21 protein-coding genes are annotated in these 22,479 nt (G+C 67.3%); 14 read left to right on the top strand and 7 right to left on the bottom strand.

Annotated elements, in window-relative coordinates:
- Positions 1 to 5: 5 nt before the first annotated feature.
- The 6 genes from BSY238_RS16785 (at position 6) to BSY238_RS16760 (ending at position 8,247) form a co-directional block, all read left to right on the top strand.
- Positions 6 to 1,220, top strand: coding sequence for an efflux RND transporter periplasmic adaptor subunit (locus BSY238_RS16785; protein WP_069040159.1), 1,215 nt, complete (start codon positions 6 to 8; stop codon positions 1,218 to 1,220).
- Positions 1,221 to 1,224: 4 nt separating this feature from the next.
- Positions 1,225 to 4,416 (top strand): efflux RND transporter permease subunit, encoded by a 3,192-nt coding sequence (locus BSY238_RS16780; RefSeq protein WP_069040158.1) that lies wholly within the window; start codon positions 1,225 to 1,227, stop codon positions 4,414 to 4,416.
- 18 nt (positions 4,417 to 4,434) lie between these two features.
- Positions 4,435 to 5,943 (top strand): efflux transporter outer membrane subunit, encoded by a 1,509-nt coding sequence (locus BSY238_RS16775; RefSeq protein ID WP_069040157.1) that lies wholly within the window; start codon positions 4,435 to 4,437, stop codon positions 5,941 to 5,943.
- Positions 5,944 to 5,954: 11 nt separating this feature from the next.
- The gene (locus BSY238_RS16770; RefSeq protein ID WP_069040156.1) at positions 5,955 to 6,692 is read left to right on the top strand and encodes an SDR family oxidoreductase; all 738 of its coding nucleotides are present in this window, start codon (positions 5,955 to 5,957) and stop codon (positions 6,690 to 6,692) included.
- Between the two features lie 134 nt (positions 6,693 to 6,826).
- The gene (locus tag BSY238_RS16765) at positions 6,827 to 7,357 is read left to right on the top strand and encodes a DUF1993 domain-containing protein (RefSeq protein WP_069040763.1); all 531 of its coding nucleotides are present in this window, start codon (positions 6,827 to 6,829) and stop codon (positions 7,355 to 7,357) included.
- A gap of 71 nt (positions 7,358 to 7,428) precedes the next feature.
- Positions 7,429 to 8,247 carry a zinc-dependent peptidase gene (locus BSY238_RS16760; protein ID WP_069040155.1) on the top strand — a complete coding sequence of 273 codons (819 nt, stop codon included), beginning with the start codon at positions 7,429 to 7,431 and terminating at the stop codon, positions 8,245 to 8,247.
- Positions 8,248 to 8,259: 12 nt separating this feature from the next.
- Here BSY238_RS16760 and BSY238_RS16755 read toward each other — a convergent pair whose 3' ends face one another.
- The gene (locus BSY238_RS16755) at positions 8,260 to 8,991 is read right to left on the bottom strand and encodes a HisA/HisF-related TIM barrel protein (protein WP_069040762.1); all 732 of its coding nucleotides are present in this window, start codon (positions 8,989 to 8,991) and stop codon (positions 8,260 to 8,262) included.
- Between the two features lie 13 nt (positions 8,992 to 9,004).
- Between BSY238_RS16755 and BSY238_RS16750 the strand changes: the two genes are divergently transcribed.
- From BSY238_RS16750 to BSY238_RS16740, 3 genes are all read left to right on the top strand, one after another.
- Complete coding sequence (locus BSY238_RS16750) at positions 9,005 to 10,012, top strand: ATP-grasp domain-containing protein (RefSeq protein WP_069040154.1); 1,008 nt, start codon at positions 9,005 to 9,007, stop codon at positions 10,010 to 10,012.
- On the top strand, positions 10,002 to 11,039 hold the full coding sequence (locus tag BSY238_RS16745; RefSeq protein ID WP_069040153.1) for a hydantoinase/oxoprolinase family protein: 1,038 nt from the start codon (positions 10,002 to 10,004) through the stop codon (positions 11,037 to 11,039). The genes BSY238_RS16750 and BSY238_RS16745 overlap by 11 nt, the downstream gene beginning before the upstream one ends.
- 229 nt (positions 11,040 to 11,268) lie before the next feature.
- A complete protein-coding gene (locus BSY238_RS16740) occupies positions 11,269 to 11,844 on the top strand; it encodes an amino acid kinase family protein (RefSeq protein ID WP_069040152.1) in 576 nt (191 codons plus the stop codon).
- 264 nt (positions 11,845 to 12,108) lie between these two features.
- On the opposite strand, the gene BSY238_RS16735 is transcribed toward BSY238_RS16740, so the two are convergent.
- Positions 12,109 to 13,041 (bottom strand): HDOD domain-containing protein, encoded by a 933-nt coding sequence (locus BSY238_RS16735; RefSeq protein WP_223300189.1) that lies wholly within the window; start codon positions 13,039 to 13,041, stop codon positions 12,109 to 12,111.
- A gap of 434 nt (positions 13,042 to 13,475) precedes the next feature.
- On the opposite strand from BSY238_RS16735, the gene BSY238_RS16730 reads away from it, so the two are divergent.
- From BSY238_RS16730 to BSY238_RS16720, 3 genes are all read left to right on the top strand, one after another.
- Complete coding sequence (locus tag BSY238_RS16730; RefSeq protein ID WP_223300188.1) at positions 13,476 to 14,975, top strand: GGDEF domain-containing protein; 1,500 nt, start codon at positions 13,476 to 13,478, stop codon at positions 14,973 to 14,975.
- Positions 14,976 to 15,190: 215 nt separating this feature from the next.
- On the top strand, positions 15,191 to 15,874 hold the full coding sequence (locus tag BSY238_RS16725) for a PEP-CTERM sorting domain-containing protein (RefSeq protein WP_069040151.1): 684 nt from the start codon (positions 15,191 to 15,193) through the stop codon (positions 15,872 to 15,874).
- Positions 15,875 to 16,108: 234 nt separating this feature from the next.
- The gene (locus tag BSY238_RS16720) at positions 16,109 to 16,480 is read left to right on the top strand and encodes a hypothetical protein (protein ID WP_069040150.1); all 372 of its coding nucleotides are present in this window, start codon (positions 16,109 to 16,111) and stop codon (positions 16,478 to 16,480) included.
- A 19-nt stretch (positions 16,481 to 16,499) separates the two neighbouring features.
- On the opposite strand, the gene BSY238_RS16715 is transcribed toward BSY238_RS16720, so the two are convergent.
- Positions 16,500 to 17,306 (bottom strand): NYN domain-containing protein, encoded by an 807-nt coding sequence (locus BSY238_RS16715; protein ID WP_069040149.1) that lies wholly within the window; start codon positions 17,304 to 17,306, stop codon positions 16,500 to 16,502.
- Between the two features lie 238 nt (positions 17,307 to 17,544).
- Here BSY238_RS16715 and rnk point away from each other — a divergent pair, with 238 nt between their 5' ends.
- A complete protein-coding gene (rnk, locus tag BSY238_RS16710; protein ID WP_069040759.1) occupies positions 17,545 to 17,955 on the top strand; it encodes a nucleoside diphosphate kinase regulator in 411 nt (136 codons plus the stop codon).
- A gap of 65 nt (positions 17,956 to 18,020) precedes the next feature.
- Here the strand turns inward: rnk and BSY238_RS16705 are convergent, their stop codons facing one another.
- From BSY238_RS16705 to BSY238_RS16690, 4 genes are all read right to left on the bottom strand, one after another.
- Positions 18,021 to 18,629, bottom strand: a complete 609-nt coding sequence (locus BSY238_RS16705; protein WP_223300187.1) for a PEPxxWA-CTERM sorting domain-containing protein — start codon at positions 18,627 to 18,629, stop codon at positions 18,021 to 18,023.
- A 165-nt stretch (positions 18,630 to 18,794) separates the two neighbouring features.
- Positions 18,795 to 19,727 (bottom strand): protein-methionine-sulfoxide reductase catalytic subunit MsrP, encoded by a 933-nt coding sequence (gene msrP, locus BSY238_RS16700; RefSeq protein ID WP_069040148.1) that lies wholly within the window; start codon positions 19,725 to 19,727, stop codon positions 18,795 to 18,797.
- Between the two features lie 53 nt (positions 19,728 to 19,780).
- Positions 19,781 to 20,674: a pyridoxamine 5'-phosphate oxidase family protein gene (locus tag BSY238_RS16695; protein ID WP_069040147.1), complete on the bottom strand. Its 894-nt coding sequence runs from the start codon at positions 20,672 to 20,674 to the stop codon at positions 19,781 to 19,783.
- A 5-nt stretch (positions 20,675 to 20,679) separates the two neighbouring features.
- The gene (locus BSY238_RS16690; protein WP_069040146.1) at positions 20,680 to 21,327 is read right to left on the bottom strand and encodes a glutathione S-transferase family protein; all 648 of its coding nucleotides are present in this window, start codon (positions 21,325 to 21,327) and stop codon (positions 20,680 to 20,682) included.
- 125 nt (positions 21,328 to 21,452) lie between these two features.
- Between BSY238_RS16690 and BSY238_RS16685 the strand changes: the two genes are divergently transcribed.
- Positions 21,453 to 22,364 (top strand): LysR substrate-binding domain-containing protein, encoded by a 912-nt coding sequence (locus BSY238_RS16685; protein WP_069040145.1) that lies wholly within the window; start codon positions 21,453 to 21,455, stop codon positions 22,362 to 22,364.
- Positions 22,365 to 22,479: the final 115 nt, after the last annotated feature.

Here is a 22,479-nt window from a genome sequence, read left to right as displayed (position 1 = left end):
CAGCCATGTCCATCCTGAACCGCCGTCATACGCTCACCTTTCTCGCGGCCACGCTGATCCTGATCGGCGGCGGTGCCGCCGTGTGGCACGCCCAGGCCAGCCCGCAGGAATCCCCGGCGACTGCGCCACCACCGGCCACTCTGGTCGAGGTGGCCGAAGTGTCCAGCCAGACCATCATCGACTGGCAGGACTATTCCGGCCGCCTCGAAGCGGTCGATCGGGTCGACATACGGCCGCTGGTGTCGGGCACGCTGACCGGGGTGCATTTCCGCGACGGCGCGCGGGTGAACAAGGGTGACCTGCTGTTCACCATCGACCCGCGCCCCTATGCTGCCGAGGTCGAGCGCGCGCAGGCCCAGCTTGCCGCCGCCGAAACGCGCGCTGCCTACACGGCCACCGACATGGCGCGCGGCCAGCGTCTGGCCGCCGACAACGCGATCGCGCAACGAGATCTCGACGAGAAACAGAACGCCGCACGCGAAGCGGCCGCCGAGGTTCAGGCGGCGCAGGCCGCGCTGACCTCGGCCCGACTGAATCTCGAATACACGCAGATCAAGGCGCCGGTGTCAGGCCGCATTTCGCGCGCCGAAGTGACGGTCGGCAACATTGTCGCCGCGGGCGCCGGCACCGTGCCGCTGACCACGCTGGTGTCGATGGACACCGTGTATGCCGCCTTCGATGTCGATGAAAAGAGCTTCCTGAAGTACGTCAATCCGGCGCGTGCCGCCGGCGGCGAGCCGGTCGCAGTGTTTCTCGGTCTGGCCGACGAAGACGGCCATTCGCGTCGCGGGCGCGTGTCGTCGGTGGATAACCGGCTCGACACCTCGTCCGGCACGATCCGCGTGCGCGCCGTGTTCGACAACGCCGACGGCCTGCTGCTGCCGGGGCTGTACGCGCGCATCCGGCTCGGTGGCGGCGCGCCGCGCGAAGCGCTGCTGATCGACGAGCGCGCCATCGGCACCGACCAGGACAAGCGCTTCGTGCTGGTGCTCGACCAGACCGACCGCACCGCCTACCGCGAAGTGCGGCTGGGCGCGCGCCAGAGCGGCCTGCGCATCGTCGAGAGCGGCCTGAGTGCCGGCGAACGCATCGTCGTCAATGGCCTGCAGCGCACCCGGCCGGGCGACACGGTGAGCCCGAAGACCGTGCCGATGAACCGCGAAGTGCTGGTCGACGCGCCCGCGCAGCCGGCCCGGCGCAGCCCGAACGTGAAGGTTTGAAACCATGAACATTTCCAGATTCTTCATCGACCGCCCGATCTTCGCCGGCGTGCTGTCGATGCTCATCCTGCTGGCTGGCGCGCTGTCGCTGTTCCAGCTGCCGATTTCCGAATACCCGGAAGTGGTGCCGCCGTCAGTCGTGGTGCGCGCGCAGTTCCCGGGCGCCAATCCCAAGGTGATCGCCGAAACCGTCGCCTCGCCGCTGGAAGAGTCGATCAACGGCGCTGAACAGATGCTGTACATGCAGTCGCAGGCCAACAGCGACGGCAACCTCACGCTGACCGTGTACTTCCGCCTCGGAATGGATCCGGACAAGGCGCAGCAACTCGTGCAGAACCGCGTTTCACAGGCGCTGCCGCGGCTGCCGGAAGACGTGCAGCGACTCGGCGTGACGACGATCAAGAGCTCGCCGACCATGACCATGGTGGTGCACCTGACGTCGCCGGACGACCGCTATGACATGACCTATCTGCGCAATTACGCCGTCATCAACGTGAAGGACCGGCTGGCGCGGCTGGAAGGCGTCGGCGAGGTCGGCCTGTTCGGCTCCGGCAACTATGCGATGCGCGTGTGGCTCGATCCGCAGAAGGTGGCCCAGCGCGGCCTGACCGCCAGCGACGCGGTGCGTGCGATCCGCGAACAGAACGTGCAGGTCGCCGCCGGCGTCATCGGCGGTTCGCCGAACGCGCGCGACGTGCCGCTGCAGCTGTCGATCAACGCCCAGGGTCGGCTGAAGACCGAAGCCGAATTCGCCGACATCATCCTGAAGTCGTCGCCGGACGGCGGCATCACGCGTCTGGGCGACGTGGCGCGCATCGAACTGGCGGCGTCCGAATACGGGCTGCGCTCGCTGCTCGACAACAAGCCGGCCGTCGCCATCCCGATCTTCCAGTCGCCCGGCGCCAACGCGCTGGCTGTGTCCGACCGCGTGCGCGCAACCATGGAAGAACTGGCGGCCGACTTCCCGGCGTCGGTCGAATACCGAATCGTGTATGACCCGACGCAGTTCGTGCGCGCCTCGATCAAGGCGGTCATCGTCACGCTGCTCGAAGCGGTGGCGCTGGTCGTGCTGGTGGTCATCCTGTTCCTGCAGACCTGGCGTGCGTCCATCATTCCGCTGCTGGCGGTGCCGGTGTCCATCGTCGGCACCTTCGCGCTGATGCTCGGCTTCGGCTACTCGATCAACGCGCTGTCGCTGTTCGGCATGGTGCTGGCCATCGGCATCGTGGTCGATGACGCCATCGTCGTGGTCGAGAACGTCGAGCGCAACATCAGCGAAGGTCTGAGCCCGCGCGATGCGACCTACCGCGCGATGCAGGAAGTCAGCGGGCCCATCATCGCCATCGCGCTGACGCTGGTCGCGGTATTCGTGCCACTGGCCTTCATGACCGGCCTGACCGGCCAGTTCTACAAGCAGTTCGCGATGACCATCGCGATCTCGACGGTGATTTCCGCCTTCAACTCGCTGACCCTGTCGCCGGCGCTGGCCGCGCTGCTGCTCAAGGGCCACGACGCGAAACCGGACGCGCTCACGCGCCTCATGAACCGCCTGTTCGGTCGCTTCTTCGCTGCCTTCAACCGCGTGTTCAGCCGCGCGTCGGACCGCTATTCGCGCGGCGTGTCGGGCGTGATTTCGCGCAAGGCCTCGGCCATGGGCGTCTATGGTGCGCTGCTCGCGGCCACCGTCGGCCTGTCGTATCTGGTGCCCGGCGGTTTCGTGCCGGCGCAGGACAAGCAGTACCTGATCAGTTTCGCGCAACTGCCGTCAGGCGCCTCGCTCGACCGCACTGAAGACGTGATCCGTCGCATGGGCGACATCGCGCTGGCCCAGCCGGGCGTGGAAAATGCGGTCGCCTTCCCCGGCCTGTCGATCAACGGCTTCACCAACAGTTCGAGCGCCGGCATCGTGTTCGCCACGCTGAAGCCCTTCGACGAGCGGAAAAGCGCGGACTTGTCGGCCGGCGCCATCGCCGCCTCGCTGAACCAGAAGTTCGCCGCGATCCAGGACGCCTACATCGCGGTGTTCCCGCCGCCGCCGGTCATGGGCCTGGGTACGCTGGGCGGTTTCAAGCTGCAGCTGCAGGACCGCGGATCGCTCGGCTACGCGGAACTGGATGCCGCCGCGCAGGCTTTCGTCGCCGCGGCCGCGAAGGCACCCGAACTGGGCCCGACCTTCTCCAGCTACCAGATCAACGTGCCGCAGCTCGACGTCGACCTGGACCGGGCGCGCGCCAAGCAGCTCGGCGTGCCGATCACCGACGTGTTCGACACCATGCAGATCTATCTCGGCTCGCTCTACGTGAACGACTTCAACCGCTTCGGCCGCGTCTATCAGGTGCGGGCCCAGGCCGACGCGCCGTTCCGCGCCCAGGCCGAGGACATCCTGCAGCTTAAGACGCGCAACACCAACGGCGACATGGTGCCGCTGTCTTCGCTGGTCACGGTCAGGCCATCGTTCGGACCGGAAATGGTGGTGCGCTACAACGGCTACACCGCAGCCGACATCAACGGCGGACCGGCGCCCGGCTATTCGTCCGATCAGGCACAGGCGGCGGCCGAGCGCATCGCGGCCGAAACGCTGCCGCGCGGCGTGAAGTTCGAATGGACCGACCTGACCTATCAGAAGATTCTGGCCGGCAACGCCGGTGTGTGGATTTTCCCGATCAGCGTGCTGCTCGTGTTCCTCGTGCTCGCCGCGCAGTACGAAAGCCTGACGCTGCCGCTGGCCGTCATCCTGATCGTGCCGATGAGCATCCTGGCGGCGCTGACTGGCGTGTGGCTCACCGCGGGTGACAACAACATCTTCACGCAGATCGGACTGATGGTGCTGGTCGGACTGTCGGCGAAGAACGCCATCCTGATCGTCGAGTTCGCGCGCGAACTGGAACTGCGCGGCCACGGTATCGTGCAGGCGGCGATCGACGCCAGCCGCATGCGCCTGCGCCCCATCCTGATGACCTCGATCGCCTTCATCATGGGCGTCGTGCCGCTGGTCATCTCGACCGGCGCCGGCTCGGAAATGCGTCATGCCATGGGCGTTGCGGTGTTCTCCGGCATGCTCGGCGTGACGCTGTTCGGCCTGTTCCTGACGCCGGTGTTCTACGTGCTGCTGCGCTCGCTGAGCGGGCGCCGCCTGACGCACGCCGGCCACACCCCCGACACCGCTGCCGCGCTTGCGCCGCAGGCTGGCCACTGATCAACGGGAGACCTACGCATGAACTTCATTCCCCGACCCCGCGCGCCGGCGTTGCTGCTGGCCAGCCTGCTGGTGCTCGCCGGCTGCTCGGTGGTGCAGCCCTACGAGCGCCCGACGGTCGACACACCGGCCGCGTTCAAGGAAGCGCCGGTGGACAACGCCGACTGGAAACCGGCGCAGCCGTCCGAACAGATTGCCCGCGGCGAGTGGTGGACGGTGTTCGGCGACGCCACGCTGAACGCGCTCGAAAAGCAGGCGCTGGACGCGAATCAGGACCTGAAGGCCGCCGCCGCCCGGCTGGCGCAGTCTCGGGCGCTGCTCAAGGACGCCCGCTCGCTGCGCGCGCCGCAGGTGAGCGCGGGCTTCGGCCCGACCCGCCAGCGCGCCTCCCCAGCGTCGCGCGGCCAGCAGGATGACGGCGACGCCAACGCGCTGACGCTGTGGCGCGCCCAGGCGACGGTGGGCTACGAGGTCGACCTGTTCGGCCGCGTAGCCGCCGGCGTCGATGCTGCGTCGGCCACGGCACAGCAGCGCGAGGCGCTGTTCCGCTCGGTGCAGCTCGCGCTGCAGGCCGACGTCGCCCAGGGCTATTTCCTGCTGCGCGAACTGGATGCCGAACAGGCGCTGTACGCCGGCACCGTGCAGTTGCGCACCGATGCACTGCGTCTGGTGCAGCGACGCTTCGACGAGGGTGACATCAGCGAACTCGATCTGGCACGCGCGAAGACCGAACTGGCGTCGGCGCAGTCGGAATCGTTCGGCGTCGCCCGCCGCCGCGCCAATGCCGAACATGCGCTGGCGCTGCTGCTCGGCCGCGCGCCGGCCGATTTCAGCCTGCCACCGAGCCCGCTGGAGCAGGTCAGCGTCAACGTGCCGCCCGGACTGCCATCGACGCTGCTGGAACGCAGGCCCGACATCGCCGCCGCCGAGCGCGCGATGGCAGCAGCGAATGCCCGGGTAGGCGTGGCGCAGACGGCGTGGTTCCCGCGCCTCAACCTGACCGGCGCGCTCGGTTACGAATCGTCCGAACTGGGCAATCTGTTCCAGTGGTCGAGCCGCAGCTTCCTGCTCGGTCCGCTGGTCGGCACCGCGCTCACGCTGCCCATCTTCGACGGCGGTGCGCGCGACGCCGGACTGGAGCGCGCCCGCGCCGCCTGGGAGGAAGATGTCGCCAACTATCGGCAGACCGTGCTGAATGCCTTCCGGGAAGTTGAGGACAATCTGGCCGGACTGCGCATACTGACGGATCAGACGCGCGCCCAGGACGAAGCGGTCCGCGCGGCGACGCGCGCGGCACGGCTGTCGCAGATCCAGTACCGCGAAGGTTCGGTCAGCTTTCTCGACGTGATCGACGCCGACCGCAGCGTGCTGCTGCAGCGGCGGGTCGCGTCGCAGCTCGAAGGCGAACGCGCACGTGCCGCCGTCGGTCTCATCCGTGCGCTCGGCGGCGGCTGGGACGACCCGGCCGAAGCCATCAATACATCCGACGCAGGGCCGGTTCAGCCCCTGCATGCCCGACATCATTGAGGAGATCCATCATGACCGTTACCCGTAAAGTCGCCTTCATCACCGGCGCCAACCGCGGCCTGGGCCTGGAAACCGCACGCGGCCTGGGCCAGCTCGGCATCGAAGTGGTGCTCGGTGTTCGCAATGCCGAACGCGCCGAAGAAGCCATCGCCGCATTGCGCGCCGATGGCATCACCGCCAGCGCGATCGCGTTCGACGCGAAGAAGCCGGCCACCTACGAGAACGCCTATGACCACCTCGCGCACCACTACGGCCAGCTCGACATCCTGGTCAACAACGCCGGCGTCGCGCTGGAAGACCTGTTCGCGCCGAACGCCAGCAGCGTGACGCCGGCCGTGCTGCGCGAAACCTTCGACGTCAATTTCTTCGCCGTGGTCGAGCTGACCCAGCTGCTGCTGCCGCTGATCCGCCTGTCGCCGGAAGGCCGCATCGTCAACCTGTCGAGCATCCTCGGCTCACTCACGCTGCAGAGCGATCCGAAGTCGCCGATCGCCGCGGCCAAGGCCTTCGCCTACAACGCCTCGAAAACTGCGCTGAACGCCTTCACCGTTCACCTGGCCGACGAACTGCGCGCAACGCCGATCAAGGTCAATTCGGCCCACCCGGGCTGGGTGAAGACCGACATGGGCGGCGAGAACGCGCCGATCGAAGTGTCGGAAGGCGGCCGCACCAGCGTGCTGCTGGCGACCCTGCCCGCCGATGGCCCGACCGGCACCTTCACGCACGTCGGCGAAACGCTGCCCTGGTGAGGCAGGCGCAAGGGGCAATGTACGGGGAGCAAAACCAAAGCCAGCCCCCTTGCCCCTTGCCCCTTGCCCCTTGCCCCTTGCCCCTTCCCCTTGCCCCTTCCCCTTGCCCCTTGCCCCTTCCCCCTGGAGTGATGATGACGATTTCCATGTATGAAACCTCGATACCCGTATTCGTGCGGGTGCTCCAGAACATGTCTGCCGTGCTCGACAAGGCCGCGGCGCATGCGGCCGCACGCAAGATCGATGAATCGGTGTTCATCCACGCGCGGCTTTCACCCGACATGTTCGCGCTGCCGCGCCAGGTGCAGATCGCGACCGACATCGCCAAGGGCGGCGCGGCGCGTCTGGCCGGTGCCGAGGTGCCGCGCTGGGAGGACAACGAAGCGACCTTCGCCGAACTGCAGGCCCGCATCGCCAAGGCCATCGACTTCGTGCAGGGCTTCGGCGCGGCGCAGATCGACGGCAGCGAGGAGCGCGACATCACGTTCCGGCTGGCCGGACACGATGCGCATTTCAAGGGCTTGCGCTATCTGCTCGATTTCGTGCTGCCCAATCTGTATTTCCACGCCACGACCACCTACGCCATCCTGCGCCACCTCGGCGTCGAGGTCGGCAAGATGGACTTTCTCGGCGCAGCGGCGCTCGGCGACGCGCCACGCGCCTGAAACGGCGGCGTTGAAATGACGGCGGCGCGACCCCAGCTTCTTCGAACCCCAACCGGCGAGATTGGCCAGACGTGCCGCTGCTCCTCTTCATCCTGCTGACGCTGATCCCGGCGGTCTGGCTGCTCGCCGAACCGCTGCGCATCGAATCGCGCCGCCGCTGGCTGCGCAGCCGGCCGTTCCCGCCGGACTGGCGGGCCACCCTGCGCCAGCGCGTGCCGCAGGTCCGGCTGCTGCCGGCCGACCTGCAAATCCAGCTCAAGAAGCACATCCAGGTGTTCGTCGCCGAAAAGACCTTTGTCGGCTGCGACGGACTGGAGGTGACCGACGACATGCGGGTGACCATCGCCGCCCAGGCCTGCCTGCTGCTGCTGAACCGGCGCAGCGGCTACTTCCCGGAACTGCGTGAAATCCTGATCTACCCGTCGGCTTTCTCCGTTCGGCGCCTGACCACCGACGCCGCCGGCGTCGTGCATGAAGGGCATGCGGTCCATCTGGGCGAGTCATCGGCGCGCGGGCATGTCGTCCTGTCGTGGGACGACGTCTTGCGCGGCGCCGCCGATGCGTCCGACGGCCACAACGTCGTCATCCACGAATTCGCGCATCAGCTGGATCAGGAGAACGGCGACGCCAATGGCGCCCCACCGCTGGTCGGCCGCCAACGCGTCGAGCGCTGGACGCGCGTGTTCGACGCCGCCTACGACCGGTTACGCCGCCAGTTGCAGGGCGAGTCTGCACCGGCACTCGATCCGTATGGCGCAAGCAGCCCGGCCGAGTTTTTTGCGGTGGCGTCGGAAGCCTTCTTCGAGCGGCCGCAGCATCTGGCCGCAAGCTTTCCCGACGTGTTCGACGAGCTGAGCCGCTACTACCGGGTCAATCCGCTCAGCTGGTGATGAAAGTGAGATCTACAGCCGCCCGTCGTGCAGCGCGCTCGCGACCAGCACCGCCGTGACGCCGATGCCGTCAAGCGCGCGCAGGTCCTCGCGGTTGCGCACACCGCCGGCGGCGATGACGTCCACGTCCGAACGCATCGACTGCAGCGTGCGGATCAGCTGCAGCGCGGGGCCGTCATCGGCCCCGACACGCCCCAGTTCCATCGCGAGCACCCGCGCCGGCCACTCGACCGGGTCGTAGGACCAGTCCGGGCCGAGCGGAACACCACGCCGGTAATCGAGCGACAGCACGGTGTCGATGCGCGCGTTGCGGAACTTGCGCAGCGCGCCATAGCTGCGCATCGACTCGGTGCCGAACACCGGCGTCACGCCGGCCGCACGATGCAGCGCCAGCGCAGGCGTGGCATCGACATAGCCGCCATCGACCCACCACTCTACATCGGGGTGTCGCGCCGCCAGTTCGGCGATCAGCGTCGTGTGGTCAGCCCTGGCAGCGCCCTCGCCACCATCCTTGCGGTCGCCCTTGCCGTTCGCCTTTCCAGCGCCCGGCGCGCGAATCGCATCGATGTCGGCCACATAGATCTGGCGCGCACCGGTCGCCTCGATCAGCGCCTGTGCCACCTCGTGCGGGTCGCAGCCATCGACCAGTGATGACTGCAGCGGCTGGTAAGCTTGCCGGTCGCCGCGGCGCGCATGCACGACCTGGCCGTTCATCAGATCGATGACGGGAATGATTTGAGGCACCACGAATCCTTATATGAAGCGTCGAATTTTCGTATTCGAGTTTATCACCGGCGGCGGACTGGCCGGCCAGCGCCATTTGCCGCCCTCGCTGCTGCGCGAAGGCCAGCTGATGCACGATGCCCTGCTGCGCGATGCGGCGGCGCTGCCCGATATCGAGATCATCCTGCTGCATGACGCCAGGCTGCCGCCGCCCGGCTTCCCGGCACACCTGATTGTGGTCACCGACGACGACGCCTTCGATGCCGGTTTTGCAGCGTGTTTCGACCGCGCGCTCGACGCGGCCGACGCGGTGCTCGTCGTCGCGCCTGAAACCGGCGGCGTGCTCGCCGCACTGACGTCCCGGGTCACGGGCGCCGGCAAGACGCTGCTTGGCTGCGACGCCGACGCCTGTCGCATCGGCGCATCCAAGTCGATGACTGCGACCTGTCTTGCCGGGGCCGGCATCAACGTGCTGCCGCATTTCACCGATGCCGCGACCTTGCCGGCGCTGCCCGGTCGCTGGGTCGTCAAGCCGGATGACGGCGCCGGCTGCGATGGCCTGCGGGTTTTCGATACCGTGCATCGGGCCGCGCAGGCACTGCACCCGGGCTTCGTGGCGCAGCCCTGGATGGCGGGCGAGGCGCGCAGCCTGAATCTGCTGTGCGGGCGCGGCGAAGCGGTGCTGCTGTCGATCAACCGCCAGCAGCTGGCGCTCGACGGCGAACGGGTGTCGCTCGCCGCATTGGCGGTCGGTGAGGTGCCGATCGACGAGACATACAGGGCGTTGGCAGGGCGCATCGCCGCCGCCCTGCCTGGTCTGCTCGGTCACGTCGGCGTCGACGTGCTGCACACCGCCGACGGCCCGGTCGTGGTCGAACTGAACCCGCGTCTGAGCACTTCGGCCTGCGCGCTGCATGACGCGCTGGGCTGCAACCTGCTCGCCGCCACACTGGCCGTGGCAGACGGCGGCCCGTTGTGGCGTGCGGCCGGCGTCGCGCAGCCGCAGCGCATCGATCTCACGCAGGCCGCCGATGTCGTCTGACTGCACCATCACCGGCTGGGACATCGGCGGCGCGCACGTGAAGGCAGCGCGCGTCGAGCGCGGCCGCGTCACCGGCGTCGTGCAGGTCGCCTGCCCGCTGTGGCAGGGACTGGACAAGCTGGATGCAGCCGTTGCGCAGGCGCGTGCAGCACTCGGCGACACCCGCCACCACGCCGTCACGATGACCGGTGAAATGGTGGACCTGTTCGATTCGCGCGCGGCCGGGGTGGTGGCCATCGTCGAGCGGCTGACCGCAGCACTTCCGGGCGAACTGCACTTGTATGCGGGGCGCAGCGGCTGGGTTGCACCGTCAGCCGCCGCCGCGCACGCCGACGACATCGCGTCGGCCAACTGGCTGGCGACTGCCGCCTGGGTCGCGAGCCGCTGCCCGCAGGCGCTGCTGGCCGACATCGGCAGCACCACGAGCGACCTCATCGTGATCGACCGCGGGGTGGCCAGCGCCAGCCGCAGCGACGCCGACCGGCTCATCAGCGGCGAGCTGGTGTATGCCGGCCTGGTCCGCACGCCGCTGATGGCGCTGGCCCCGGCCGTCGATTTCCGCGGCCGGCGGCACCGCGTGATGGCCGAACACTTTGCGACCACCGCCGACATCTGGCGCCTGCTCGGCGAGTTGCCGGAATACGCCGACCAGTATCCGGCGGCCGACGGCGGCGCCAAGACGCCGCAGGCCAGCGCCCGACGCCTCGCCCGCATGATCGGTCGCGATGTCGACGAAGGATCGATGGACGACTGGCGCACATTGGCCGCCACCTTCGCCGACGCCCAGCTCGCGACACTGGTCGACGCCAGCCGCGCCCTGCCGGGCATCGCCAACCTGCCCGCTGACGCACCGGTGGTGTGCGCCGGCGCCGGCTGCATGATCGCCGCCCGCCTTGCCGACGCGCTCGATCGCCGCGCGGTCACGCTCGCCAGCCTGCTGACCGACTGCGCACCGACCTGCCTTGATGACGCCACCACCTGCGCCCCTGCCGTCGCCACGGCGCTGCTGGCGGAGACTGCGCGATGAAGGCTTCCGGCCATGCCGCATTGGCGCCATTCGAGGCGGAGCAGCCCCTGTGGGAGCGGCGGCCCCGCCGCGATTGCACCGCGCTGGTCGCGTTGCAGCGTTCGAATCGCGGCGGGGCCGCCGCTCCCACAGTCCACAGCGACACTCGTCACGCCTACGGCTCAAGTCCGAAGCCGCACGCCCCAGACGCGTACAGCTCTTTGGAAGTGGCGACCATGGCTGACTCGCCATGAACGCGCCGCTTGTCATCAAGCTCGGCGGCAGCCTGCTGAGTGACCCTACGGACGGTCGGCTTCAGCGCTGGTGCGACTGGCTGACGGGTGCGGGCGCCGGGCGCAGCATCGTCGTGGCCGGTGGCGGCCCGTTTGCCGATGCGGTACGGGAGAGCCAGGCCCGCTGGGGCTTTCCGGATGAAGTTGCACACCGCATGGCGTTGCGCTCGATGGACCAGTACGCGCTGATGCTCGCCGGAACCCGCCCCGGTTTCGTCGCCACCGACGAGATTGCGCGGATGACCGATCTGTGCGCTGCCGGCCGCACCCCGGTGTGGATGCCCGCGCGCGAACTCGACACGCTGCTTGACCTGCCGCGCGACTGGCGCGTCACCTCCGACAGTCTCGCCGCATGGCTGACGCATCGACTTGGCCTGCCGCGCGCACTGCTGGTGAAGTCGTGCGCCATTCCGCAGGCGCCACTGACCGAACTGGCGCAATGCGGCGTCGTGGATGCCTGGCTGCCGACTTTCGCGGCAGGTCACGGCATCGAGATATGCCTCGTTCAGGCGGACGGCCCACTGCCTGAGTGAGCCGCGTTCGTGGGAGCTGTTCCTGTAGGAGCGGCGGCCTGTGGGAGCGGCGGCCCCGCCGCGATCGTGCCGCGACCATCGTTGTGCAGAGTGCGTATCGCGGCGAGGGCGGAGCGGGGGTTTCGGCGAGCACTGCTCGCCGCCCGCAGAGCCGGCCGGCCATGCAGGGCCGGCAGTGGATCGCCGCTCCCACAGGCCGGCTCACCCACAGTCGCTCCGGCGAGAAACCGCAATCGTCGAGGCGACGCCCGTGTGCGCCGACGATCAAGACACGCGTCCATCGGTCGACGCCTTGTCTGCCATCGCACCGCACAGCGCAGCGAATTCGCGTTCGATGTCCGGCAGCAGCTCGGCGTAGCGCTCGCGTACCGGCTCGGGGCGCTGGCTCACGTGACACACCGGGTCGCCGTATAACTCGGTTGCGCCGCCGGCCAGCACGTTGGCGAGAAACACCACGTCGGCGACGGTGTGCAATGAAACGGGCGCAGTGCGCGGCTGTTCGTGGTCGCGCATCGCATCGATCAGAACCGCCGGCAGGCCGAGCGATTGCAGCAGTGCCTCTCCGATCGTTTCATGCCATTCCAGAATGAGCGCCTCCACGCCACCCGGATCCTCAGCGACCCGAGGCTGACGGGCCAGCCGATCCAGCAGGTAGAAGGCGCCGATGTCGTGCAGCAGCGCCGCGGTCATCGCCTCATCAGGATCAAGCGATGTCAGGCGCTGCGCCATCACGTACGCCGATGCTGCGGTGCGCAGCGTGTGCAACCACAGACGGCGCGACAGCGCATCGACGTGGGTCAGCTGACGCGCACAACCGATCTGACAGCCTGACAACGTGCTCGCGATGTGCCGGCTGCGCTCGCCGCCCAGTTGTGCGATCGCATCACGCACGCCGGTCACCGGCACTGCCGGCCGCAGCCGGTTGGCGCGACGCAGTACCCGTGCGCACAGCAGCGGATCGACGCGTACCGCGCCGGCCAGCTGCTGCAGCGTCGCGTCCGGTGTGCGCAGCGTCTGGCGCACGCGCAGCAGCGCATCGAAGCAGATCGGAAAGATGACACCCGGCCGCAGTTCGCGTGCGATGTCTGCCAGCAGATCGAACGCGTGAGTGGCTCCAGGCAGCGCACCAGCGCTGCCACCGACGGCGGTGGGTGCGGCAAGCGCAGCTGACAGGGCGGGCGTTGCGGCTCGGCTCACATCGGTCTCCAGGCGGTCGACGATCACGCCCCGGAAGGACCGCCCAAGAGGGCGAACCATCCGGGTTGGTGGATGCCTCAACGCTTGACTACACACAAACGACGTACGTGGATGCAGCAGACTGCGCGACGCCAGCCGGACAAAGGTGCCTGAAACGGTGACGTCCTCCTCGGCACCATCATGCGCCACGCCGCGGACGTATGCGCGCGAAAAAACACGCCTTTCCCTGCACGCTTCCGGAAATCGCGAGGTGCGATGGCGTATCGATTTCCGTGTCGGTCCGCCCATTTGGACTTTGAACGCCGGCCATGCCGGTGGCCAGATCGCATCGCGGCGCCAACTATTCACGGTAACTTTTTGTCGCGGCGCGCGAATCCGCCCGGTTGATCCGGCATGCTGGCGCGCCCATCCGCCGTGATTCACCCGGACCCGACGTGCCGAACACCCTGGATGCACTGCGCAGCCGCCCCGACTGGCGGATCTTTCTGCTGTTGCCGCTGCTGCACTTTGCCAGCGTCAAGCTGACGTTCTCGACCGCGCTGTCGCCCGAGAACGAGGTGGTCATGTGGCTGCCGAACGCGGTGCTGCTCGCTGCGCTGCTGCACTACTGCGGCGAGCGTGCGATCACGCTCGCGCTGCTCGCGCTGGGTTCCGATGTGCTGGCCAACCTGCCGGTATTCCCGCCGCTGCAGGCCGTGCTGCTGAGCCTGTGCAATCTGGCCGAAGTCACGGTCACCTATCTGCTGATGCGCCGGCTCGGTGCTTCGCCCGGGCTCGAGCGCATCGGCGACTTCGGCCGCTTCCTGCTCGCCGGGCCGCTGCTCGGCGCGCTTGGCTGTGCGCTGCTGGCCAGCGCAGTGCTCTTGTTCACGCGTGAGAATGTGAGCGCGAATTACTCGACGCTGGTGCTGCTGTGGTGGTTCGGCGACGCATTGGGCCTGCTGATCTGGACGCCACTGCTGCTCGCACTGCTGCAACCCGAGCGCGACCCGCCGTTACTGGGCTGGCGCGACACGGCGGTCTTCGCGTTCACCGGGCTGCTGGCCGGCACTATTTTCCTGCAGGAGCACGCGGCCGACCCTGATACCCGGCTGGCGCTGACGCCTCACCTGCTGCTGCTGCCGGTGCTCTACATCGCCGCACGTTGCGGCCGCCGGCTCACGGCGCTGACTGTGGCCATGATCGCGCTGACCGCTGCGTGGTCGCAGACCACCGGATTCCGCCCGTTCGGCGACGCGACACCGCACGAAATGATCCTGCGCGCGCAGGAGTACATCCTGACGCTGAGCATCATCGGCATGGGGCTGGTCATTATGCTGGGCGAGCAGCGCGCGCTCGCGCATGAACTGGAAGACAAGGTGAACGAGCGCACCCGGGCCCTGGAAGCGTCGAACCGCCGGCTGGCCGAACTGAGCGCCACCGACAGCCTGACCGGCGTGGCCAACCGGCGCTGCTTCGACACCACGCTGGCGCTGGAATGGGCGCGGGCGCGGCGCAACGGAGAGCCACTGGCGCTGTGCATGCTCGATGTCGACCTGTTCAAGGACTACAACGACCACTACGGCCATCAGGCCGGCGACGATTGCCTTCGTCAGGTGGCTGAAGTGATCGGACTGCATGTGCGACGTTCGACCGATCTGGTTGCCCGCTATGGTGGCGAGGAATTCGCCTTCATCAGTCCGGGCGTCAATGAGGCGCACGCACTCGCCACAGCGCTGTCGGTCTGTGAGGCGCTGCGTGCTCGCGCGCAGCCGCACCAACGCTCACCCTTCGCCGTGCTGACGGCAAGCATCGGCGTGGCCGTCATCGTGCCAGGCGAGGACGACACTCCGGACGCGCTGGTGCGCCGGGCCGATGCGGCGCTTTACGAGGCCAAGCGGCGCGGCCGCAACCAGGTTGTTCTGGCGGGCGCGCCGAAGCAATCGGTGGCGTGACCGGCTGCGGCCTGCCGGACATCGGCCCGCTTCGGCGCGGGAGTCCTAATACCAAAGTCGTAATTTTCCTTGTCGAGTGGCCTTACATCGATCTCAAGGCAATCAACACAAGCAACGTAAAATCATGTACTTGGCCGCCGGGTATGCTTTTTGCGTTCCGATAACCAAAAATGCTCCGCCCACAGGGAGGAGGTCAGACTTTCAGGAGATTCGCAATGTTCGTCCGCCGTACGCTCGTCGTGCTCTGCCTGCTGTCGCAGGCATTGATCGTCGCGCCATCGAGTGCCGCGCCGGTCAGCTGGGTGGACTGGACCAGCGGCACCGCCGGCGCCAGCGGTTCGGCGAGCGGCCTGCTGAACATCGGCGAATCGACGGTCGATGTCGATTACGTCGGTGAAATTGAATTCATCCAGACCGCTGGCGGCGGCAACTACTGGAACCCCTCGTCGCCCTACATCAGCGCACTGGTCGACAACGCACCTGACACGACGGACATCATCGCGCTGTCGCGGGCCACATCGAAAACACTGACCTTCTCGGTGCCGGTGCAGGACCTTTTCTTCGCCGTGGTCAGCCTGAACGGCAACGGCTACCGTTTCGACCAGGATTTCGAGGTGGTCGGTTTCGGTCCGGGTTACTGGGGCAACGGCACGCTGACCCGCGTCGAACTCGGCGGCGGCCAGTTCCAGCTGAACGGCACCGGCGAGCCGCATGGCGTCATCCGCTTCACTGGCGCCGTCAGTTCGATTACCTGGACCAGCCTGACAAACGAAAACTGGAACGGCTTTACGGTGGGCACCTACGGCATTGCACCGCTGCCGATACCGGAACCCGAAACCTGGATGCTGATGCTGGCAGGCCTCGGCATCGCCCTGCTGGCGGGGCTGCGCCGCCGCTGAACGACGGCGGGTGCGAAGATCGGCCCGCGCGTCGGGCGACCGCCTTGCGGCTCCGTTGCGATACCTCCCGTCGCGACGCCCTCCCCCTCACGTTTCGGTCGTACTGCGCGAGCGCGCCTGATCCAGCCGCAGCAGCACGCGTGATCCGCTATGCTGTCGCGCGGATCGGCCCGACCTGCGGTGCAGAACAGGGGCCGGCCGTCCTTCCGCACCCGAAGTATCCGAGGCCTTTCCGTGATCGAAGAGTTCCAGAGTTATCTGCTGTTCTTCCTCGGCGCCTGGTGGATCGCGCTGATCGCGCTGGTCGCCGGCGCGTTCGGTGGCCGGCATTCGCAACGCCTGGTGGCCGGCCCGCTGGTCATGGCCATCATCTTCATCCAGGTATGGATCGTCGTCGCGCTGGCCAAGCTGGCGTTCGGCTATGTCGGCTATCTGATGGAACTGAGCAAGAACGTCCAGGCCATCTATCCGGAATTCGTCATGCCGCTGGCGGCCGGCATCTACGTGGCGCGCCAGCTGCTGCGGCTGGACGCCCAGAAGCACGGACGACTGCGTGCCGACACCGGTGTGCCACCGCCGCGGCGGCGCGCGCGTCGTCCCTACTGACTCGCCCGCCTGCGCAGGCTCAGCGCAGCCGCACCACGTGGTCCAGTTCGCCCTTCTTCACCTCCACCACGGCGTCGAGCGACTTCAGCATGTCGCTGAAATCGGTGTAGCCGTGGTCCTTGACGTCGAAGGTGGCGTCGAGCCGCTTGATCATCGGCCAGATCGACGCCTTGTTCACCCACGGTTCGCCCTGGGCACCGGACAGCAGACGCACGGCGCGGCGCAGGATGTCGGCCGCCGGGTCAGACGGCTGCACGGCGCTCGCGTCGGCCGGCGATGCCTCGTCGGACGGGCTCTTGCCGATCAGATTTTCGTAGTACCGGAACTCATGGCAGCTTTTCGCCCAGTGGCGATTGGTGGCCTTGCGCGTGCCGACACCGATCAACGTGCGCCCGGCCGCCTTGATCTTCTGCGCGACCGGCATGAAATCGCTGTCGCCACCGACGATGATCACCGTGCCGATGTGGCCGAAGCGGCTGATGTCTTCGGTCGCGTCCAGACACAGCTTGATGTCGGCACCGTTCTTGGCCGACGCACCCGGCGGAAACAGCTGGATCAGTTCCACTGCGCTCTGCAGCAGCACGTCGCGGTAGCGGCCGAAATACTGCCAGTTGCAATAGGCTCGATTGATCGCGATCGGTCCGAACGATGCACCGAGGCCGACGATGGCATCGATGTCGACCAGCGGTTCCTGCACCTTGAAGCGGGAATCCGGCTTGGCGTAATGGCCCTCGCCGTAGCGGTCCTCGACCAGACTGGCGTGCAGGTTCTCGAAATCCCAATATAGGGCGACCGACCGGGTCGGTTCGCTGTCACTGCGGCTCAATGTGTGCTCCCTGCGTGCTCGGATGGGGCCGTCATGATGCCTGCCGGCGCATGCATGCGCCTGAAAAAGGTGACCGGGCTGGCCCGGTCGCAGCGTTTGCAGTAAACTTTTCAGACACTTGGTGATTCCAGAGGCAGCGCTTTCCGAAGGCGCTGCCTTTTTGTTTTGGGGATTCACCAGCGAACGCCAGCCCGTGCGTTCGTTCAACCAGACATCCATCGAACATGAGGTGACCCGCATGCAACATTCGCCCCCCATCACCGTATCCAGCCTCGATACCGCGCGCCTTCACCGGCTACTGGATCGTGATGCCTACCGAAATCAGCCAGGCGCCGACGCCTTGCGCGATGAACTCGATCGAGCCACAACGGTGGCGCCGGCCGACATGCCGCCAGGCGTCGTGACGATGAATTCCACGGTGCGCTTCATCGACGACTCGAACGGCGCCACCTTCGAACTCAAGCTGGTGTATCCGGAAACCAGCGGCGTCTCCGGCACGGTGTCCGTGCTGGCGCCGATCGGCAGCGCACTGCTCGGCCTGTCGGTCGGCCAGGCCATCCCGTGGCAGGTGCCGGGCGGGCGGCAGATCACGGTGCGCGTGCTCGATGTGCTGATGCAGCCCGAAGCGATGGGTGACTACGTCAGCTGAACGCAGGCACGCCGCAAAGAAAAAGGCCGGCACATGTGCCGGCCTTTTTTGTCAGCGTCGCCGACTCAGCTGCGACGGTAGGCAATGGCGCCGATCAGGCCGAGACCGGCGATCAGCAGCGCCCAGGTTTCCGGTTCCGGCACCACGGCCACGCCGCTGAAGCTCACTTCCGACACCGAAAACGCGCTGTCGCCGCCGACGGCGTAGATGCGGGCGTAGCGCGCAACCGTGGTCGGGAAGTCGATGGTCGCCTGATACTCCGGATCACCCGCCACGCTGGAAATGATTTCGCTGCCGAAATTCGACTGGCCTTCGAACGAGAGGTTGGTGAACAGCGTGTTCCACACCGATCCGTCGAGCGAAACCTGCACCTGATAGAAATCGTTGTGATCAACGCCGATGAGCACATCGCTCAGCGTGTAGAGCTGACCGAAGTCGAAATCGAGCGTGACGCCGCTGCTGCCGACCTGACCGAACCAGGACACCGCATCCGTCTGGTACGGCGTGCCTTCCGGCGCGATGTAGCCATCGAACAGGATGGACAGATCGGCACCGTCGATCAGGACGATACCGTTGTTCGACGCCGACACCGGCGTGACGGGCGATGCCGCGAAGGCAGCCGGGGCGCTGATCAGCGAAGCAGCGATCAACAGGGATTTCAGCAGGTGATTCATGAGTGGTGTGTCCTTCTTGTGGGGGGGCGCTGCGACGCTACAAGCAAAACCCAAACCAGCTCCGCAAGCCATTGATTCGACTGGATCGGTTCATGCCGCGGCGACGTGCTGTCAATTTTTCCGACGATCAGGGGATCGGTTGCGACCGGATCGCCGCACCTTGGGTCAGAACGCGCGCACCAGATCCATGCCGGTGTACAGCCCCGACACCGCATCGGCGTAGCCGTTGAACATCAGCGTGTCGCGCTTGGCCAGTTCGCCCAGACGACGTTCGCGACGCTGGTCGTAGCGCTCGCGGCTGACCAGCGGATTCACGTTGGAATAAAAACCGAAATCGTGCGGTGCCGAGCGATTCCATGACGTCAGCGGTTGCTCGTCGGTGAACCGGATGCGCACGATGGACTTCGCGCTCTTGAAACCGTATTTCCACGGCACGGCCAGCCTCAGCGGCGCGCCGTTCTGCTTCGGCAGCAGGTCGCCGTACAGGCCGACGACCAGCAGCGTCAGCGGATGCATCGCCTCGTCCAGGCGCAGTCCTTCGATGTATGGAAACACCAGCGGGTTGAAGATGGGCGACGACATGAGCTTTGCGTCGTGAAAGGATTCGAATTCGACGTACTTCGCACTGCCCAGTGGCTCGACCTGCTTCAGCAGTGCCGACAGCGGGATGCCGACCCAGGGCACGACCATGGACCAGCCTTCAACGCAGCGAAGGCGGTAGATGCGCTCTTCCAGTGGCGCGAGCTTCATGATCCGGTCGATGTCCAGCGTGCGCGGCGTGTGCACCAGGCCTTCGATGCTCACCGTCCAGGGGCGCACCGGCAGCTTGTGCGCATAGACCGCCGGGTCCTGCTTGCTGGTCCCGAATTCGTAGAAATTGTTGTAGCCGGTGACGTGTTCGAGTGGCGTCGTCCGATCGTTGATCGAATGCGGGCTGCGCTGCAGCGGGCCCAGTCCGGCGGCCGCATGCAGCGCACCCGGCGCCGCCCACGCGCCGAGCAAGGCGCCGCCGGCGCGCAGCGCGTCGCGGCGCGCCTCGAACACGGTGCGCGGGGTGATTTCCGAGGGCAGGATGCGGATGTGCGCTTGTTTCTGCATGCGATGACGCCGGACGGGTGGTGCTGCGACAGACCGGCGTGGCGTCCCCATCCTTACGGATCGGTCATCTGCCACTGCAGCGGCAGACCGCCCGGCACGCGCAGTGCGCCGGTCACTGCGATCGTGAGCAGGCGCTGCGCCCCCGGATGGGCGGCCAGTGCTTCATCTTCCCACACGATCTGCGCATGTCCGCTCACCTGCAGCAGATCGCCGCTGTCGAAATCGATGAACAGCAGACCGGCGCGTGGTTCGAGCAGCAGATTGCCCAGCGTGTTGAAGAAGAAGTTGCCGGCATAGTCGGGCAAGGTCAGCAGGTCACCCGGGCCGACCGTGACGAAGCCCGGTTCGCCGCCGCGGTGCGACACATCGACGCCGGCTGCATGCGCGCTGGCGATGAACAGCGTGTCGGCGCGCCTGATCAGTGCGCGCGCCGCGTCGTCGAGCGCCGGCAGCGGCTGCGCCATAGCGGGCGGCTCATCGTCGCCGAAGTAGAAGGCTTCGCGCGTGCGGATGTATTTCGGGCAGTTGCCGAAGCTCTGCTCCACCTCGACATCGAAACCGGCTTCGCCTGCCCGGATGACCGATCCATTCATCCTGTTGCGCCGCCGCGTGTGCGGCTGGATGCCGAGCAGACCGAGCGGCGCGCCGACGCGCAGGTGGGCCGCGAGCGGGCTGTCGGGATGCGCCCGGGCGGCGACCTGGAGGGTGCGTGGATCGGGCGACTGCACGAAGCCCGGCGGGCCGGACAGCACCGACGCCCAGGGCTGACCGTCGGCGTCGACGCTGCCGATGACGAGAAAGGGCAGCAGCGCGAAGAAGTCGCGATGCTGGTCCGGCATGTGGTCGCGGATGGCGCGCGGGCCGACTTCGGCCATGCGCGCCTGCATGCCGGCCTGCGCCTGCAGCGCGCGCTCGCCGTCGTGGAAGGGATCGCGTGGGGTGTCCATGGCGATCAGGCACGCAGGCCGACATGGCTCACCGGCATCGCGACGAAGCCGGGCAGCGCCTCGACGCGCGCCAGCCAGGCGCGCACGTTCGGGTAGTCGTCGAGCGACACGTTGCCTTCCGGCGCATGGGCGACGTAGGTGTACACCGCGACATCCGCCAGCGTCGGCGCCGTGCCCGCCAGCCAATCCTGCACACCCAGCTCGAGGTCCATCACGGCGATCAGGCGGTGCGAACGGGCGATCACCTCCTGCGTGTCGAAGCTGGCGCGGAACAGCGTCACCAGCCGTGCCGCCGCCGGACCGAAGGCGACCAGACCCGCCGCGACCGTGAGCCAGCGCTGCACCTTCGCCTGACCGACCGGGTCCAGCGGCAGCCAGCGGCCGGGCGCGTAGCGTTGCGCCAGATAGACGAGGATGGCATTCGAGTCGGCGATCACCGTGGCGCCATCCTCGATCACCGGTATCTGGCCGAAGCTGTTCTTCTGCAGAAAGGCCGGCGTCTTCTGTTCGCCGCCCGCCAGGTCGACCTCGCGAAATTCGTATGGGAGCCCCAGCAGTGCGAGCAACAGCTCGGCACGGTGGCTGTGGCCGGACAGCTTGTAGCCGTGCAGCACGATGGGGGCATCAGGACGGTGGATGGCGGTCAGGGACATGGCGGACTCCTCGTTTGGGTTCAGTGTCGCCGACGGGCGACGCAACACACTATCCACGATCCGGATCAGGCAATAAATGAGCGATATCGGATAACACTGCTCCACTTATCGCAGTAATATCCCGCATGGACACACTCAGGGCAATGCGCACCTTCGTCAATATCGCGGAGCATGGCAGTCTGACTGCGGCCGCGCGTGCGCTCGACAGTTCGCTGCCGGCCGTCGTGCGCACGCTGGCCGCACTCGAGGCGCATCTGGGTGTGCGGCTGATGAACCGCACGACGCGCCGCATCGCACTGACCGATGAAGGCCGCAGCTATCTCGAAAGCTGTCGTCAGGTGCTGTCGGCCGTGCAGGACGCAGAGGAGTCGCTGAAGGAAGGGGCGGCCGAACCCTCCGGACCGATCACGCTGACCGCGCCGGTGCAGTTCGGCCTGATGCACGTGGCACCTGTCGTCACCCGCTTCGCGCTCCAGTATCCGCAGGTGAAGCTGCGCGTGCTGCTGCACGACCGCGTGGTCAACATGCTGGAGGAAGGCATCGACGTCGGCGTGCGCATCGGCGCGCTCGACGACTCCGGCCTGATCGCGCGTCCGCTCGGCGCCATCCGCCGCGTCGTGGTCGCAAGCCCTGACCTGATCGCCGCCCACGGCGAGCCGGCACATCCGGACGCCCTGCGCGGCGTACCCTGCGTGCGCTTCACCGGCGCGTCGAGCCTGGCGTGGAGCTTTCACATCAACGGCCGCGCCGTCACGGTGCCGGTCGCCGGCAACCTCGAGTTCAACCACATTGCGCCCGCTGTCGACGCCTGTGCAGCCGGCGCCGGCTTCGGCCTCTTCCTGTGCTACCAGGTCAGGCCGCAACTTGAGTGCGGTACGCTACGCGTTGTGCTGCGTGAATTCGAGCCGCCGCCGCGGCCGGTTCACATCGTGTACCCGCACGCACGCCTGCTGCCCGGTCGCACCCGGCTGCTGGTGGACTGGCTGGCGCGCGAACTGGGTGGCGACACCGCTGCGTTTGCTCCGGATCCGGCGTGAAATACGCATGACCCGGTGGGCGCGGCACAATATCTGAACTTGTCGGCCCTGCCATGCGTCACACGCGCGGTCGCCGCCGGCGTCAGCGGATGATCGCGCCATGATCGCCGAATAC

The sequence above is a fragment of the Methyloversatilis sp. RAC08 genome (genome assembly GCF_001713355.1).
In the GTDB taxonomy this organism is placed as follows: Bacteria; Pseudomonadota; Gammaproteobacteria; order Burkholderiales; family Rhodocyclaceae; genus Methyloversatilis.
This window is presented reverse-complemented; position numbering and strand designations above follow the sequence as displayed.